17 protein-coding genes and 1 pseudogene are annotated in these 16836 nt (G+C 37.9%); all 18 read left to right on the top strand.

Going from position 1 to position 16836, the window contains the following annotated elements:
- The first annotated feature begins 3 nt into the window (after nucleotides 1-3).
- Nucleotides 4-147: an SEC-C metal-binding domain-containing protein gene (locus FA707_RS10615; RefSeq protein WP_425471318.1), complete on the top strand. Its 144-nt coding sequence runs from the start codon at nucleotides 4-6 to the stop codon at nucleotides 145-147.
- 74 nt (nucleotides 148-221) lie between these two features.
- Nucleotides 222-1326, top strand: a protein-coding gene (prfB, locus tag FA707_RS06140) for a peptide chain release factor 2 (protein WP_136953406.1) whose coding sequence is annotated in 2 segments (ribosomal slippage) — nucleotides 222-293 and nucleotides 295-1326 — 1104 coding nt in all. Because the reading frame shifts where the segments join, the coding sequence is not laid out codon by codon here.
- A gap of 101 nt (nucleotides 1327-1427) precedes the next feature.
- Entirely contained in the window at nucleotides 1428-2114 is a 687-nt protein-coding gene (gene ftsE, locus FA707_RS06135) for a cell division ATP-binding protein FtsE (RefSeq protein ID WP_136953405.1), read from the top strand.
- Nucleotides 2107-2994: a permease-like cell division protein FtsX gene (gene ftsX / locus FA707_RS06130; protein WP_136953404.1), complete on the top strand. Its 888-nt coding sequence runs from the start codon at nucleotides 2107-2109 to the stop codon at nucleotides 2992-2994. Before ftsE ends, ftsX begins: the two co-directional genes overlap by 8 nt.
- A gap of 410 nt (nucleotides 2995-3404) precedes the next feature.
- Nucleotides 3405-4253 carry a phosphate ABC transporter substrate-binding protein PstS gene (locus FA707_RS06125; RefSeq protein ID WP_136953403.1) on the top strand — a complete coding sequence of 283 codons (849 nt, stop codon included), beginning with the start codon at nucleotides 3405-3407 and terminating at the stop codon, nucleotides 4251-4253.
- Nucleotides 4254-4279: 26 nt separating this feature from the next.
- On the top strand, nucleotides 4280-5200 hold the full coding sequence (gene pstC, locus FA707_RS06120) for a phosphate ABC transporter permease subunit PstC (RefSeq protein WP_136953402.1): 921 nt from the start codon (nucleotides 4280-4282) through the stop codon (nucleotides 5198-5200).
- Nucleotides 5200-6084 (top strand): phosphate ABC transporter permease PstA, encoded by an 885-nt coding sequence (gene pstA, locus FA707_RS06115; protein WP_136953401.1) that lies wholly within the window; start codon nucleotides 5200-5202, stop codon nucleotides 6082-6084. Before pstC ends, pstA begins: the two co-directional genes overlap by 1 nt.
- Nucleotides 6085-6098: 14 nt before the next feature.
- A complete protein-coding gene (pstB, locus tag FA707_RS06110) occupies nucleotides 6099-6902 on the top strand; it encodes a phosphate ABC transporter ATP-binding protein PstB (protein ID WP_136953400.1) in 804 nt (267 codons plus the stop codon).
- Entirely contained in the window at nucleotides 6884-7660 is a 777-nt protein-coding gene (gene pstB / locus FA707_RS06105; RefSeq protein ID WP_136953399.1) for a phosphate ABC transporter ATP-binding protein PstB, read from the top strand. The genes pstB (FA707_RS06110) and pstB (FA707_RS06105) overlap by 19 nt, the downstream gene beginning before the upstream one ends.
- Nucleotides 7661-7684: 24 nt before the next feature.
- Nucleotides 7685-8356, top strand: a complete 672-nt coding sequence (gene phoU / locus FA707_RS06100) for a phosphate signaling complex protein PhoU (RefSeq protein ID WP_136953398.1) — start codon at nucleotides 7685-7687, stop codon at nucleotides 8354-8356.
- A gap of 252 nt (nucleotides 8357-8608) precedes the next feature.
- Nucleotides 8609-9100, top strand: a complete 492-nt coding sequence (gene purE / locus FA707_RS06095) for a 5-(carboxyamino)imidazole ribonucleotide mutase (RefSeq protein WP_136953397.1) — start codon at nucleotides 8609-8611, stop codon at nucleotides 9098-9100.
- A pseudogene (gene purK, locus FA707_RS06090) lies at nucleotides 9093-10226 on the top strand (5-(carboxyamino)imidazole ribonucleotide synthase). The gene purE and the pseudogene purK overlap by 8 nt, the downstream one beginning before the upstream one ends.
- Entirely contained in the window at nucleotides 10227-11525 is a 1299-nt protein-coding gene (purB, locus tag FA707_RS06085; RefSeq protein ID WP_136953396.1) for an adenylosuccinate lyase, read from the top strand. It begins immediately after the preceding pseudogene.
- A gap of 19 nt (nucleotides 11526-11544) precedes the next feature.
- A complete protein-coding gene (purC, locus tag FA707_RS06080; protein WP_136953395.1) occupies nucleotides 11545-12267 on the top strand; it encodes a phosphoribosylaminoimidazolesuccinocarboxamide synthase in 723 nt (240 codons plus the stop codon).
- Between the two features lies 1 nt (nucleotide 12268).
- The gene (purS, locus tag FA707_RS06075) at nucleotides 12269-12526 is read left to right on the top strand and encodes a phosphoribosylformylglycinamidine synthase subunit PurS (protein ID WP_136953394.1); all 258 of its coding nucleotides are present in this window, start codon (nucleotides 12269-12271) and stop codon (nucleotides 12524-12526) included.
- Nucleotides 12526-13200 carry a phosphoribosylformylglycinamidine synthase subunit PurQ gene (gene purQ, locus FA707_RS06070; RefSeq protein WP_136953393.1) on the top strand — a complete coding sequence of 225 codons (675 nt, stop codon included), beginning with the start codon at nucleotides 12526-12528 and terminating at the stop codon, nucleotides 13198-13200. Before purS ends, purQ begins: the two co-directional genes overlap by 1 nt.
- The gene (purL, locus tag FA707_RS06065; RefSeq protein ID WP_136953392.1) at nucleotides 13200-15431 is read left to right on the top strand and encodes a phosphoribosylformylglycinamidine synthase subunit PurL; all 2232 of its coding nucleotides are present in this window, start codon (nucleotides 13200-13202) and stop codon (nucleotides 15429-15431) included. Before purQ ends, purL begins: the two co-directional genes overlap by 1 nt.
- Entirely contained in the window at nucleotides 15407-16831 is a 1425-nt protein-coding gene (purF, locus tag FA707_RS06060) for an amidophosphoribosyltransferase (RefSeq protein ID WP_136953391.1), read from the top strand. Before purL ends, purF begins: the two co-directional genes overlap by 25 nt.
- Nucleotides 16832-16836 lie beyond the last annotated feature (5 nt).

Below are 16836 nucleotides of genomic sequence, written 5' to 3'. Positions count from 1 at the left end.
CCAATTCAAGTCACACCTGAACAAGGTCGTGTTGAAGGTGGCGAGCAAAAACGTCAACCGGTCACTTCTAAAAAAATTGGTCGTAACGATCTTTGCCCTTGCGGTAGTGGTAAAAAGTATAAAAACTGTCATGGTTTAGAACAGTAAGATACAATAATAAATATTCATAAATACGGCGAAGATGCTTCTTGGCCGTATTTATTATGTTAGGAGACGATAATATGGAACTTGCAGATTTAAAAAATGAATTGCAAATGACTGAAAAGAAAATCGATGATTTTAGGGGGTCTCTTTGACTTAGATCATCTAGAAGAAATGATTGCTGATTTCGACTATCAAATGGGCCAACCTGATTTTTGGGATGATAACCAAGCAGCCCAAAAAGTGATCAATGAATCAAATGAATTAAAAGCTAAATATAACGATTTTATGACGTTGGTAGACGAACAAGGTGATTTAATGGTGATGTTAGAGATGATCCAAGAAGAGCCGGATGAAGACTTGCAAGAAGAATTGACAGATAATCTAGTGGCATTTAAGCAGCAGTTGGCTGCTTATGAGTTAACACAATTATTAGACGGACCTTATGATCGTAATAATGCGATCTTAGAGATTCATCCAGGAGCTGGAGGGACAGAGTCTCAAGACTGGGGAGAGATGTTACTTCGTATGTATACTCGTTGGGCAAATCAGCACGATTACAAAGTGGAATATCTTGATTATCAAGCGGGAGATGAAGCGGGAATAAAAAGTGTTACCTTATTGATTAGTGGTTTAAATGCCTATGGTTATTTGAAAGCAGAAATGGGTGTGCATCGTTTAGTCCGTATTTCACCGTTTGATTCAAATGCGAGACGCCATACGTCATTTTGTTCGATTGATGTCATGCCAGAATTGAATGATGACATCGAAATTGACGTTAATACAGATGATTTGAAAATTGATACCTACCGAGCGAGTGGGGCTGGTGGTCAGCACATCAATAAAACAGAATCTGCAGTCCGTATTACACATATTCCTACAGGTATTGTCGTTGCTAGCCAGGCACAACGCTCACAGTTAAAAAATAGAGAACAAGCAATGGGGATGTTGAAAGCTAAACTTTATCAGCTTGAATTGGATAAAAAAGCCCAAGAAGAGGCTGAAATACGTGGTGAGACAAAAGAAATTGGTTGGGGTTCACAAATTAGATCATATGTTTTCCATCCGTATTCAATGATTAAAGATCATCGAACAGACTATGAAGTTGGCAATGTTCAGCCTGTAATGGACGGAGATTTAGATGGTTTTATAGACGCTTATTTACGTTCAAGTCTTGCAAATTAGTTAAACTGAAACATAACTGTAATCAAATTATTAATAGATTACAATATGCGGGTGTTATAATGAGGAGAGTTAGTTTAGTTTTATAGATAGGAGAATACTACATGATTGAAATGAAAGAAGTAACCAAAAAGTATTCAAACGGGACGACAGCGGTACGTAACTTATCAATTAATATTGATCAAGGGGAGTTTGTTTATGTCGTTGGTCCGAGTGGAGCAGGTAAATCAACGTTTATTAAGCTGATGTATCGTGAAGAAAAAGCAACAAAAGGCCAATTAAATGTCGTTGGTCATGATTTAATGAAAATAAAAAATCGTCAAGTCCCATTATTAAGACGTGAAATAGGTATTGTGTTCCAAGACTATAAATTATTGCATCAAAAAACTGTTTATGAAAATGTTGCGTATGCGATGCAAGTTATTGGTAAGAAACCACGAGAAATTAAACGACGTGTAATGGAAGTGCTAGACTTAGTTGGTCTGCGTCATAAAGTGCGTGTATTTCCTAATGAATTATCAGGGGGAGAACAACAACGTGTGGCGATTGCGCGTGCGATTGTTAATACGCCAAAAGTATTAATTGCCGATGAACCAACAGGTAACTTAGACCCCGAAAACTCTTGGGAAATTATGAATTTGTTAGAAAAGATTAATATTCAAGGAACGACAGTTGTGATGGCAACACATAATAGTAATATCGTGAATACGATTAAACATCGTGTAGTTGCAATTGAAAATGGTCGCATTATCCGAGATCAAGTGGAAGGAGAATACGGCTACGATGATTAGAAATTTTTTCCGCCATTTAGGCGAGAGTTTTAAAAGTTTAAAACGTAATGGTTGGATGACTTTAGCATCCGTTAGTGCGGTCACGGTTACGCTTGTATTAGTAGGGATTTTCTTATCCGTTATCTTAAACGTAACTAAGTTAGCACAAGATATTGAAAAAGCTGTTGATGTATCGGTATTCGTTGAATTGGGGACAGAGCAAAAAGACATGGATAAATTAGAAACAGAATTAAAAGCCATGCCAGACGTTACAAACGTGACATTCTCTAGTTCAGAAGAGCAATATGAAAAATTAGTGGAAACGATGGGATCATCGTTTGAAATCTTTAAAGGAGACGAAAATCCACTCTATGATGTTTTTATTGTTAGTGCTAAAACACCAGAAGCTGTAAAAAAAGTTCAGAAGAAAGCAGAAGTATTAGATAATGTTTACAAAGCAGATTACGGTGGTCTTTCATCTGATAAGATTTTCAAAATCTCAAAAAATGTTCGTCTTTGGGGAGCAGTAGGAATGGGCTTGCTATTATTTGTAGCGATTTTCTTAATCTCAAATACAATTCGTATTACAATTATTTCACGTAAACGTGAAATTCAAATTATGCGTCTAGTTGGAGCGAAAAATGGCTATATTAAATGGCCGTTCTTCTTAGAAGGGGCTTGGATTGGCATTCTAGGTTCTATTATTCCTATATTAACCGTTCTGTTTGGTTACCGTCAGACCTATCAGGTTATCATGAGAACCTTTATGCAAACGGGTAATTACTCATTAATTCCACCAGATGAATTAACGGTTTGGCTAGCTTCACTAGTTTTAATTATTGGCGTTGCGATTGGTTCAATCGGTTCGGTATTCTCAATGAGACGATTCTTAAAAATATAAAACATTTTTGCACTACAAGAGGGGTTATACCTTTTGTAGTGCTTTTTAATTTTTTTATCATTTTTGAGAAGTTGGAGAAAAAATTCGAAAAATAAAATATATCTAGTCACTTTTTTTTGGATTGTGTTATATACGAATATTGGGTGTTGTTTATTCGCTGTTTTCGGTCCAAAAAGGAACATTAAAGGTTAAAAAATACCATTAATCAAGTTTATAAAAAATCAATGATTTTTCAGTATATATTTCATGAAAAAATATTGTATATAGTAGAAAAAAATATTTTTTTCAGAAAAAAGCGTTTTTTCTCAGCTGAAAATACTTGCTTTTTCTGTTTGAAACATATATCTTGAAAGAAGGGAACTAAGACAAATATGATGTTAGTTCGTTAATTTTTGAAGGAGGATTTTTAGGTGAAAAAAATCTTGCAACTTGCTCTTGTTTTATCAGGTTTATTATTCTTAGCAGGATGTAAAATTGATAAAGGAGAGTCAATCACTGTAGTCGGATCATCTGCGATGCAACCTTTAGCGGAGGCAGCAGGTAATGAATTCAGCAGTAAAAATCTTGGGAAGTTCGTCAACGTCCAAGGGGGAGGAAGTGGTACCGGGTTGAGCCAAGTACAAGCAGGCGCAGTCGATATCGGTAACTCTGATCTGTTCGCTGAGGAAAAATCAGGAATTGATGCATCAGCGTTAGTAAGTTTCAAAGTGGCAGTCGTTGGTATCACGCCGATTGTCAATCAAGAAGTTGGGGTGAAAGATATCTCAATGGATCATTTACGTGCGATTTTTACCGGTGAGTTAACTAACTGGAAAGAAATCGGCGGTAAAGATTTACCAATCGTCATCATTAACCGTGCGACTGGAAGTGGGACGCGTGCCACTTTTGAACGTTGGGTAATGAATGGTGAGAAAACGAAGAAAGCACAAGAACAAGATTCTACTGGGATGGTGCGTCAAATTGTTAGTACAACCCCGGGTGCGATTAGTTACTTAGCTTTTTCTTACGTGACTGATGAAGTACAAGAATTATCGATTGATGGCATTGCACCAAAAGATGAAAATGTCATCACCAATAAATGGCCAATTTGGTCATATGAGCACATGTATACAAAAGGAGAACCAACAGGTTTAACAAAAGAATACATCGATTTTGTGTTATCTGATGAGATGCAAAATGGTATGATTCCAAAACTTGGTTATATTCCCGTGACGCAAATGGAAGTCGAGCGTGACGCTAATGGAGAAATAGTTCAGTAATTGAATGAAATAGGAGGACTAAAATCTTGGAAGAGATTCAAAAGAGTCTATTAACTAAATCTAAAAAAGCTAGATTAGAGCAAATCGGTAAAGCAATTAGTATGCTATGTATTATTTTTATTGTCGCAGTAGTAGCAGCCATTTTTTATTTTGTTATGAGTAAAGGTTTGGCCACTTTCTTTAAAGATGGCGTTAACGTGTTTGATTTTCTATTTGGAACGGACTGGGCACCAGGCACAGTTGGTGACGACGGTAAGCCATTAGTTGGGGCGTTACCAATGTTGGTAGGTTCTTTCTTGGTGACATTATTATCTGCTATTGTCGCAACACCGTTTGCAATAGGGGCAGCCGTTTTTATGACTGAAATCTCCCCTAATTTAGGAAAAAAAGTTTTACAACCTGTTATCGAATTATTAGTCGGTATACCTTCAGTTGTTTATGGATTTATCGGTTTAACGATCGTTGTGCCAGCTGTTCGTAATGTGTTTGGTGGTAGTGGTTTTGGTATTTTAGCCGGAACCTTTGTATTATTCGTTATGATTTTACCTACTGTGACATCGATGACAGTGGATTCATTAAATGCTGTACCACGTCATTACCGTGAAGCTTCGTTGGCATTGGGAGCGACTAGATGGCAGACAACCTATAAAGTGGTGTTAAGAGCTGCAATTCCAGGTATCTTAACCGCGGTAGTTTTCGGTATGGCACGTGCTTTCGGTGAAGCGTTGGCGATTCAAATGGTGATCGGTAATGCAGCGATTTTACCAGAAAACTTGACCACACCAGCCTCAACATTAACTAGTATTTTAACGATGGGAATTGGAAATACCATCATGGGTACGCTCGAAAATAACGTATTATGGTCATTAGCGTTACTATTATTATTAATGTCACTATTCTTTAATATCATCATTCGTATGATTGGTAAAAAAGGAGAATTTAAATAATGAATTCAAAAAAAGTAGATAAGATTGCAACAGGCGTTTTATATGGAATTGCGGCGATTATCGTCTTGATTTTAGCAAGTTTAATTGCCTATATTTTATTCCGTGGTATCCCTAATATTAATTGGGAATTTTTAACCCAACCAGCCAAAACGTTTGAAGTAGGTGGCGGAATTGGGATTCAATTGTTCAACTCGTTTTATTTGTTAATTATTACAATGATTATTAGTGTGCCAATCTCTTTAGGAGCAGGTATTTATTTATCTGAGTATGCCAAGAAAAATTGGTTAACAGATTTCATCCGTACAGCCATTGAGATTTTAAGTTCCTTACCTTCAGTCGTAGTTGGTTTATTTGGTTTCTTAGTGTTTGTAGTGCAAGCTGGTTTTGGTTTCTCAATTATTTCAGGGGCCTTAGCGTTAACGTTCTTCAATTTACCGTTATTAACGCGTAATGTTGAAGAGTCGTTGAAAGCTGTGCATTATACGCAACGTGAAGCTGGTCTAGCTTTAGGGTTATCTCGTTGGGAAACGGTAATTAAAGTGGTTGTTCCTGAAGCCTTACCTGGTATTTTAACGGGAGTGATTTTAGGTGCGGGCCGTATTTTTGGTGAAGCTGCTGCGTTAATCTACACAGCTGGTCAAAGTGCTCCAGCTTTAGATTTTACTGATTGGAATCCAATGAATATTTCAAGCCCATTAAACATTTTCCGACAAGCAGAAACGCTAGCCGTTCATATTTGGAAAGTTAACAGTGAAGGAACAATGCCAGATGGCCCACAAGTCTCAGCGGGTGCTTCAGCTGTATTAATTTTAGCGGTACTATTATTTAATATTTTAGCTCGCTTCTTAGGTAAGAGATTACATAAGAAAATGACTTCCGCATAACGAAGGAGTAGACAATGAAAGAGTATAATTTAGATAAACGTCATATCATTAAATTAGAGGATAAGTCAGTTGATTTGAAAACCAATGACCTACATGTGTGGTACGGTCAAAATGAAGCGATTAAAGGCGTCTCTTTAGAGTTTGAAGAAAATAAAATCACTTCGTTAATCGGACCTTCAGGGTGTGGGAAGTCGACTTATTTACGCTCGCTTAATCGTATGAATGACGAAATTAACAATACAAAAGTAACAGGCGAAATCATTTATCAAGGGATTGATATCAATGCTGATAATGTCGATGTTTACGAAATGCGTAAACATATTGGCATGGTGTTCCAACGTCCTAATCCATTTAGTAAGTCAATCTATGAAAACATTACGTTTGCTTTAAAACAACATGGAATTAACGATAAGAATTATTTGGATGAAGTCGTTGAAACGAGTTTGAAACAAGCGGCACTTTGGGATCAAGTAAAGGATAACTTAGGCAAAAGTGCGCTTGCTTTATCCGGTGGGCAACAACAGCGTCTATGTATTGCGCGTGCGATTGCGATGAAACCAGATATCTTACTGTTAGATGAGCCGGCCAGTGCTTTGGACCCAATTTCTACGGGTAAATTAGAAGAAACGTTATTGAATCTGAAAAAAGATTTTTCTATTATTATCGTAACTCATAATATGCAGCAAGCATCTCGTATTAGTGATTACACTGCCTTCTTCTACATGGGCCATGCGATTGAATACGATACAACCAATAAAATTTTCACTCGTCCTAAAATACAAGCTACTGAAGACTATGTATCTGGACACTTCGGTTAGGAGGAAAACGCGTGTTAAAATCAAAAGATTTACATTTATTTTATGGCGAGAAAGAAGCGCTAAAAGGGATTGATATTGAGTTCAAACAAGGTGAAATTGCAGCTCTAATCGGACCTTCAGGGTGTGGGAAGTCTACTTTCTTACGTAGTATTAACCGTATGAATGACATGATTCCGGGGGTCACAATTACTGGTAATATCATGTATAAAGACCAAAATATTTATAGCCCGCAAACTGACTTAGTAGAATTACGTAAAAAAATCGGGATGGTGTTCCAACAACCCAATCCGTTTCCATTTTCTGTTTATGAAAATGTTATTTATGGCTTAAAATTAGAAGGCAAGCGTTCTAAAGAAGAACTAGATGAAATTGTAGAAAAAAGTTTACGCGCAGCGGCTGTTTGGGACGATGTGAAAGATAAATTAGACAAAAGTGCGTTAGCGTTATCTGGCGGCCAACAGCAACGTGTCTGTATTGCACGTGTATTAGCGGTTGAACCAGAAATTATTTTACTAGATGAACCAACTAGTGCGTTAGATCCAGTGTCGAGCGGTAAAATAGAAAATATGCTATATGAATTGAAAGACAAGTATACGATGATCATGGTAACGCATAACATGCAGCAAGCATCACGTATCTCGGATAAAACAGCTTTCTTTTTAGATGGTAATTTGATAGAATTTGATAAAACATCAAATATTTTCTTGAACCCTAAGAAACAAGAAACAGAAGATTATATTTCAGGGAAATTTGGTTAAAATTAAAAAGGAGATGTTACTTTTATGTTAAGAGCTCAATTTGAAAAAGATTTACGTCAATTACATGATGAATTTCATGAAATGGGTGAAACAGTAAGTTTATCAGTGTATAAAGCCGTTCGTGCTTTCATTAAGCAAGATAATGAAATTGCTGAAAGTGTGATTCAAGGTGATTCAAAGATTAATGACTTTGAAGCAGACTTAGAAAAAAGAGGCTTAGAAATGATTGCCTTGCAACAACCTGTAACATCTGATTTACGTTTAATTATTACCGTTATGAAAGCTGTTAACGACTTAGAACGTATTGGAGATCATGCGGTATCAATCTCTAAAGCGGCAATTCGTGTTAATAACACTAAACCAATCGTTGAAATTCAAGAAAAAATTTCTGATATGGCAAATGACGTCTTGAAATTACTTGATGATGCGTTGCATGCTTATACTGAGGGTGATGCAGACGAAGCGGTTAAAATAGCAGATCGTGACGAACGAGTTAACAACTATTTTAAAGAGATTTATGGTATGTGTATTAAAGTCATGAAAGAAGATTCAAACTTAGTTGAAGTTGGAACAGATTACTTAAGAGTGGCTCGATTCTTAGAGCGTATTGGTGATTATGTGACTAATATCTGTGAATGGATTGTTTATCTTAAAACAGGTAAAAATGTAGAATTACATTCTTCAAATGATGAATAAAAAATAGCCTTAGGGCTATTTTTTTTTTTGCTATTTTTCCTGTTAGTGATACAGATAAGATACATTATCGTTCGTTTTTGGTTTATAAAAGTGTTTTAAGATGAGTAAAAAAACTTTATTTTAACGATATGCACGATTGGTTCTAACCAATAAAGACGAACATTATAGAAATCTAATTAATAAAACATACGTGTTTGTATTGACTTTGTTAGGTGGCGTTGTTAAAATAATCACAAAAGGAAGGAGGACGTTATGAAACCTTTAGTTGGTGTTATCATGGGGAGTCAATCAGATTGGCCAACCTTGAAAAAAACATGTGATATTTTAGAAGAATTAGCAATACCTTATGAAAAATTAGTCGTATCAGCGCATCGTACGCCTGATTTTATGTTTGAATACGCTGAAAAAGCAATTGATAGAGGGCTTAACATTATTATTGCGGGAGCAGGTGGGGCAGCGCATTTACCAGGTATGGTAGCAGCTAAAACGATTTTACCTGTTATTGGGGTACCGGTTAAAAGCCGAACATTAAATGGTTTGGATTCATTGTTGTCTATCGTCCAAATGCCAGGTGGAGTACCTGTTGCGACTACAGCGATTGGTGAAGCAGGAGCAACCAATGCAGGACTTTTGGCAGCACAAATATTAGCGATTAGTGATAAATCGCTTGCTGAACGTTTAAATAATCGTCGTCAAAAGTTAACCAATAACGTTTTAGAAAGTAGTGAATTAGTTGATGAATAAACATGTGATATTACCAGGAGCAGCTATTGGAATTATTGGGGGCGGACAACTCGGTCAGATGCTAGCGATGAGTGCCAAAGAAATGGGGTATCGTGTGAATGTTCTTGATCCAAATGAGCATTGTCCAGCTTCATGTTTAGCAGATACTTTTATTCATTGTGCTTATGATAATGTTTGTGGTTTAACACAACTTGCGAACTGTTCGGATATCTTAACCTATGAATTTGAAAATGTTTCGGCAGAAGCGTTAAAAATGATCGATTCCCCAAACTATTTGCCTCAAGGAACTGCTTTATTAGAAATGACACAAAATAGAGTTAATGAAAAACGTTTCTTGCAAAAACTTAACTTGCTAATTGCTGATTTTCAAGTAGTAACGACAGTTGAAGAGCTTGATGAGGCAGTTAAGAAAATCGGTTATCCTTGTGTTTTGAAAACAGCTACTGGTGGATACGATGGCAAAGGTCAAGTGGTGATTAAGTCTATTGATGACTTAGCGATTGCGGCTACCTTACTGAAGCAATCCTGTGTATTAGAAGAATGGTTGACGTTTGACCAAGAAATTTCGGTTATCGTGGCTGGAAATATTCAGGGAGATTATGTCACGTTGCCTTGTGGTGAAAATATTCATCAACAAAATATTTTGCACCAAACGATTGTTCCAGCTCGTGTATCGGATGATATTTGTGAAAAAGCCTCGCAATAGGCATTAAAAATTGCACAAGAATTACAGCTTGCTGGTGTTTTAGCAATTGAAATGTTTGTGGTTGGACAACAAGTGTATGTCAATGAACTTGCCCCGCGTCCTCATAATTCAGGGCATTATTCAATTGAAGCATGTGATTTTAGTCAATTTGATCTTCATATTAAAGGCGTTTGTGGGTTACCACTTAGCAAACCTCATTTATTGTCCCCAGTTGTGATGACCAATATTTTAGGACAGCATTTAAACGAAAGTCTTCAAAAAATGATGGCCTATCCAACCTGGCATTTTCATTATTATGGTAAAGAGCAAAGTCAGATAGGCCGTAAAATGGGCCATGTCACGATTTTAACGGATGATGTTGAGAAAACATTAGCAATACTTGATGAAACAAATATTTGGGATAAAAAAGGAGATAATTAGATGATTCCTCGTTACACTAGACCAGAAATGGCGGCCTTATGGTCAGAAACTAATCGTTATCAAACATGGCTAGAAGTTGAGATTTTAGCAACCGAAGCTTGGGCAGAATTAGGGATTATTCCTAAAGAAGATGTTGAAAAAATTCACCAAGGAGCGGCTTTTGATGTTGCGCGTATTTTAGAGATAGAAGAAGAAACACGTCATGATGTCGTAGCTTTTACCCGTTGTGTGTCTGAATTTTTGGGTGAAGAACGTAAATGGGTGCATTACGGCTTAACAAGTACTGATGTCGTGGATACGGCTTACGGCTATCAATTGAAACAAGTCAATCAATTATTACGTCAAGGAATCGAAGCCTTTATTGAAATTATTGGACAAAAAGCGATTGAACATAAAGACACGGTTATGATGGGACGTACGCATGGTGTTCATGCTGAACCGACAACATTTGGTTTGAAATTAGCAACGTGGTACTCAGAAATGAAACGTAATCTTGTCCGTTTTAATTTAGCAGCAGAGGGTGTTGAAGCGGGAAAAATTTCTGGAGCTGTCGGTACATTTGCGAATATCCCTCCTTTTGTAGAAGAGTATGTTTGCGATAAATTAGATATCCGCCCACAAGAAGTTTCAACGCAAGTTTTACCAAGAGATTTACATGCTGAATATATGAGCAGCTTGGCGTTAATTGCCACTAGTATTGAGTGTTTTGCGACTGAAATCCGTGGATTACAGAAGTCGGAACAACGTGAAGTAGAAGAGTTTTTTGCAAAAGGTCAAAAAGGCTCATCTGCAATGCCACATAAACGTAATCCAATTGGTTCAGAAAACATGTGCGGGTTAGCCCGTGTGATTCGTGGACATTTAGTAACAGCTTATGAAAACGTGGCACTATGGCACGAGCGTGATATTTCACATTCATCGGCTGAACGTATTATTTTACCAGATAGCACGATTTTACTTGATTACATGCTAGTGCGTTTTGGCAAAATTGTGAGGGAATTGACCGTTTTCCCTGAGAATATGAAGCGTAATATGCATGCGACGCATCAGTTGATTTATAGCCAACAAGTCATGTTACAACTAGTTGCTAAAGGCATGACACGTGAACAAGCCTATGACTTAGTTCAACCATTGACCGCAAAAGCTTGGGATGAGCAAGTTGATTTTAGACAGTTGGTCGAAGGAAATGAAACCATTTCGACCGTTTTAACGGCGGATGATATTGCCAGTGCCTTTGATTATCACCACCATTTAAAACAAGTAGAGGTTATTTTTAAACGTGTAGGATTACTTGATTAATAACGAGGGAGCTAAAACGATGACAGCAAACGAATTGATTTATGCAGGGAAGGCTAAAAAATTATTTACCACTGATACTCCAGATGTTTTATGGGTAGAGTATCTTGATCAAGCAACAGCTCTAAATGGCTTGAAAAAAGATACAGTAATCGGTAAAGGACAATTAAACAACCAGATTACTAGTCGCGTGTTTGATTATTTAACGGCTAAAGGCATCAAGCACCATTTTATCAAACAAGAATCGGCAACTGAACAAACGATTCAACGTTTAAGTATTATTCCGTTAGAAGTAGTGGTTCGTAATGTGGTAGCGGGAAGTTTCGCCAAACGTTTTGGTTTAGAAGAAGGTGCTAAATTAGCGCAACCTATCGTTGAATTTTATTATAAAAAAGATGAGTTAGACGATCCATTTATTAATGATGCGCATGTTTTGTTTTTGGACGTTGCAACCGAAACAGAAATTGCCGAGTTGAAAGCTCAAGCATTAGAAATTAATCAAGTATTAATTGAGTTATTTAATCAATTAGGCATTCAATTGGTTGATTTTAAACTGGAATTTGGTCGTAATCAAGCAGGTGAGATCGTGTTAGGTGATGAGATTTCTCCTGATACGTGTCGTTTATGGGACAAAGAAACTGGCGACCACTTAGATAAAGATGTTTATCGTCGTGAAATTGGTGGAATTGTGTCGGTTTATGAAGAAGTATTACGTCGTTTAGAACAATTAGAGGGGGAAAAATAATATGTTTTTTGTCAAAGTATATGTTACGTATAAACAATCAGTTTTAGATCCACAAGGGGAAGCCGTTAAAGGGGCGATTCATCAATTAGGTTATGAAGGGGTTCAAGATGTTCGTATCGGAAAATATTTCGAGTTAAAAGTTAAACAAACAGCTGAGCCGGTTGAAGAAGTGATTGAAACGTTATGTGACCAATTATTAGCGAATGTTAACATGGAAACGTATCGTTACGAAATCGTTGAGATGGAGGAAGAAGCTTAATGAAATTTGCGGTTGTTGTTTTTCCGGGATCGAATTGTGACAAAGATTTATTGTGGGCGATGAAAGACATCATGCAAGTGGAAGCGGAATTTGTAGACCATACAGCGACAGACTTAAGTGAGTTTGATGGCGTGTTATTACCAGGTGGTTTTTCTTACGGGGATTACTTACGCTGTGGAGCGATTGCGCGTTTTTCTAACGTGATGAAAGAAGTCACTCGTTTTGCTGAAGAAGGCAAACCTGTTTTTGGCACGTGTAATGGTTTCCAAATTTTAACCGAAGCTGGTTTACTACCAGGAACGCTATTACGTAATGAATCATTGAACTTCATTTGTAAAACAGTGCCGTTAAAAGTTGTTAATGCACAAACGAATTTTACAAGTGAATATGAAACAGATCAAATCATCCATCTACCAATTGCACATGGTGAAGGGAACTACTATTGTGATGAAGCAACGTTAGCGCAACTAAAAGCAAATGGTCAAATAGTCTTTGAATACCAAGAAAATGTTAACGGTAGTGTTGAGAAGATTGCTGGGATTACCAATGAACAAGGAAATGTGTTAGGCATGATGCCTCATCCAGAGCGTGCGATGGAAAGCTTGCTTGGCTCTGAAGATGGCCGTTTATTCTTTGCTTCAATGATTAAGAACTTTGGAAAGGTGACGAACTAATGACGATGATGACAGAACCAACTCCACAAGAAATTAAAGAGAAACGTTTATATGCTGACTGGGGGATGTCAGATGAAGAGTATCAATCGATTGCGAATGATATTTTAGGTAGATTACCCAACTATACCGAAACGGGGCTTTTTTCGGTGATGTGGAGTGAGCATTGTTCTTACAAAAATTCAAAGCCTGTCTTACAAAAATTCCCAACTGACGGTGAACACGTGTTACAAGGACCTGGTGAAGGTGCTGGGATTGTTGATATCGGGGATAATTTGGCGGTTGTATTTAAAGCCGAAAGTCATAACCATCCGTCAGCCGTTGAACCTTATGAAGGCGCAGCAACCGGGGTCGGTGGTATTATTCGTGATATTTTCAGTATGGGTGCGCGTCCGATTGCCTTACTTGATTCGTTACGTTTTGGTGAATTAGACAATGCCCGTACCAAATATTTATTAGAAGAAGTGGTAGCGGGAATCGGTGGTTACGGTAACTGTATCGGAATTCCAACTGTTGGTGGCGAAATCGGCTTTGACCCATGTTACGAAGGTAATCCATTAGTTAACGCGATGTGTGTTGGTTTAATTGAGCATAAAGATATTCAAAAGGGCCAAGCAAAAGGTATCGGTAACACAATCATGTATGTCGGCGCTAAAACGGGTCGTGACGGTATTCACGGCGCGACCTTTGCTTCAGAAGAATTTACGGATGAAAAAGAACAACAACGTTCTGCGGTGCAAGTCGGTGATCCGTTTATGGAAAAATTATTAATGGAAGCTTGTTTAGAATTAATTTTAAATTATTCTGATAGTTTAGTCGGTATTCAAGATATGGGCGCAGCTGGTTTGGTATCATCAAGTTCAGAGATGGCATCAAAAGCTGGTTCTGGTTTGAAACTATACTTAGATGATGTGCCTCAACGTGAAACTGAAATGACGCCTTATGAAATGATGTTATCAGAATCACAAGAACGTATGCTGTTATGTGTTAAACAAGGAGACGAACAAGTCGTGATGGACTTATTTAAAAAGTATCAATTGGATGCAGTAGCCATCGGTGAAGTGACTGATGAGGGGCGTTACCAATTATTCCACCACGGTCAATTAGTAGCCGATGTACCGGTTGATGCGTTAGCTGACGAAGCACCTGTCTATTATAAAGAGATGGTTGAACCGGCTCGTATTGCAGAATTTAAGCAATTACCTAACTTCGAACCAACTGTTGAAGATGCAAGTGCTGTCTTACTAAGTCTATTACAACAACCAACGATTGCCTCTAAAAAATCAGTTTTTGAGCGTTACGATTCACAAGTATTAACGAATACAGTAGTTGGACCAGGAAGTGATGCCGCTGTTCTACGCGTTCGTGGCACGAATAAAGCTTTAGCGATGACAACCGACTGTAATGCGCGTTATTTATATTTGAATCCTGAAATTGGTGGTCAAATGGCAGTCGCTGAAGCTGCTCGTAACATTGTTGCAAGTGGTGGCCGCCCCTTAGCGATTACGGACTGTTTAAACTACGGTTCTCCTGATAAACCTGAATGTTTCTGGGAATTATCAACCTCAGCTGACGGTATTGCGGCTGCTTGTCGTGAATTGAAGACACCCGTCATCTCAGGGAATGTATCATTGTACAATGAAACAAATGGTGAAGGTATCTACCCAACGCCAACTATCGGAATGGTTGGTTTAGTTGAAGATTTAGCCCATATTACTGCTCAAGATTTCCAAAGTTCTGGCGATTTAATTTATGTTATTGGTCAAACCAAAGCAGACTTTAATGGTACTGAAATCCAAAAAATGCAATTAGGTCGTATTGAAGGCGCATTAGCGGACTTCGATTTAGCTCAAGAAGCTCGTCATCAAGCGTTAGTTTTAGAAGCTATTCAAAATGGTTTAGTCGTGAGTGCTCATGATTGTGCTGAAGGTGGATTAGCAGTAGCAGTGGCTGAAAGCGCGTTTGGTAAAGGTTTAGGTTGCGAGCTTACTGTTGACTTCGAAAGTGCGCGTCTATTCTCTGAAACACCGTCACGCTTTGTGTTGAGTGTTAAACCAGAACAACGCACAGCCTTTGAAAGCTTAATGAAAGAAACAGCAATTTTAGTTGGGCGTGTGACAGATTCAGGACAAATTGTCATGAATACGACAGATCAAGCTGTTAAGGTTGAAACACTAGAAGCTAAGAAATTATGGGAGGACGCGATTCTATGTCTTATGAAATCAAAGGCTTAAAAGAAGAATGTGGGGTTTTCGGTGTTTGGGGACATGAAGCAGCCGCGCGTTTGACTTACTTTGGTTTACATAGTCTACAACATCGCGGACAAGAAGGGGCAGGTATCGTTTCAAACGATGCCGGCAGCCTTCATCTCTACCGTAATCATGGTTTATTATCGCAAGTTTTTAAAGATGAAAGTACCTTAGATACGTTACCTGGTAAAGCAGCTATTGGGCACGTGCGTTATGCAACGGCGGGTAATCACTCCTTAAATAATATCCAACCGTTTTTATTCGAGTTATCAGATGCGCAAATTGCCTTAGCGCATAATGGGAATTTAACCAATGCAACGACGCTAAGAAAAGAATTGGAAGCACAAGGGACAATTTTACATTCTAATTCTGACTCTGAAATTTTAATGCATTTAATTCAAAAAAGTACGCAGTCAGATTTTTTATCAAAAATCAAAGAGGCCCTAAATACTGTTAAAGGAGCCTTTGCCTATTTAATCATGACAAATGATTGCTTATATGCTGCATTGGATCCGAATGGGTTCCGTCCGCTGTCTATCGGACGTATGTCGAATGGCGCCTATGTCGTGGCTTCAGAAACATGTGCGTTAGAAGTGAGTGGTGCGACCTTTGTATGTGACGTGAAACCTGGTCAATTAGTAAAAATTGATGATAATGGGTTGACAATTGATCATTTTACCGAGGATACGCAATATGCGATTTGTTCAATGGAATTTATTTATTTTGCGCGACCTGATTCAAATATTGCGGGCATTAACGTCCATTCAGCTCGTAAAAAAATGGGTAAAATTTTGGCGCAAGAAGCGAAAAAAGTAGAAGCTGATATGGTAATTGGGGTACCAAACTCGTCGCTATCAGCTGCGAGTGGTTACGCTGAAGCTTCAGGCATTCCATATGAGATGGGTTTAGTGAAGAATCAGTATATTGCGAGAACCTTTATTCAACCAACGCAAGAGTTGCGTGAACAAGGCGTTCGCATGAAACTTTCAGCGGTAAGAGGAGTGGTTGAGGGTAAGAGCGTGATTCTAGTCGATGATTCCATTGTACGTGGCACGACTAGTAAACGAATTGTGCGCTTGCTTAAAGAAGCAGGTGCTAAAGAGGTTCATTTACGTATTACCTCGCCACCACTTAAGTATCCATGTTTTTATGGGATTGATATTCAAGACTCCAAAGAATTAATTGCTGCCAGCCACTCAGTCGAAGAAATTCGTGAACTAGTAGAAGCGGACAGTCTAGAGTTTCTAAGTGAAGATGGTTTAATCAAAGCAATTGGTTTGAACTTGGATGCTCCATATGGTGGATTATGCATGGCCTATTTTAACGGAGATTATCCTACTAAATTATTTGATTATCAATCTGTATTGGAAAAAAGGCAAAAATAAAAGGT

The sequence above is a fragment of the Vagococcus zengguangii genome, from assembly GCF_005145005.1.
GTDB lineage: Bacteria > Bacillota > Bacilli > Lactobacillales > Vagococcaceae > Vagococcus_A > Vagococcus_A zengguangii.
This window is presented reverse-complemented; position numbering and strand designations above follow the sequence as displayed.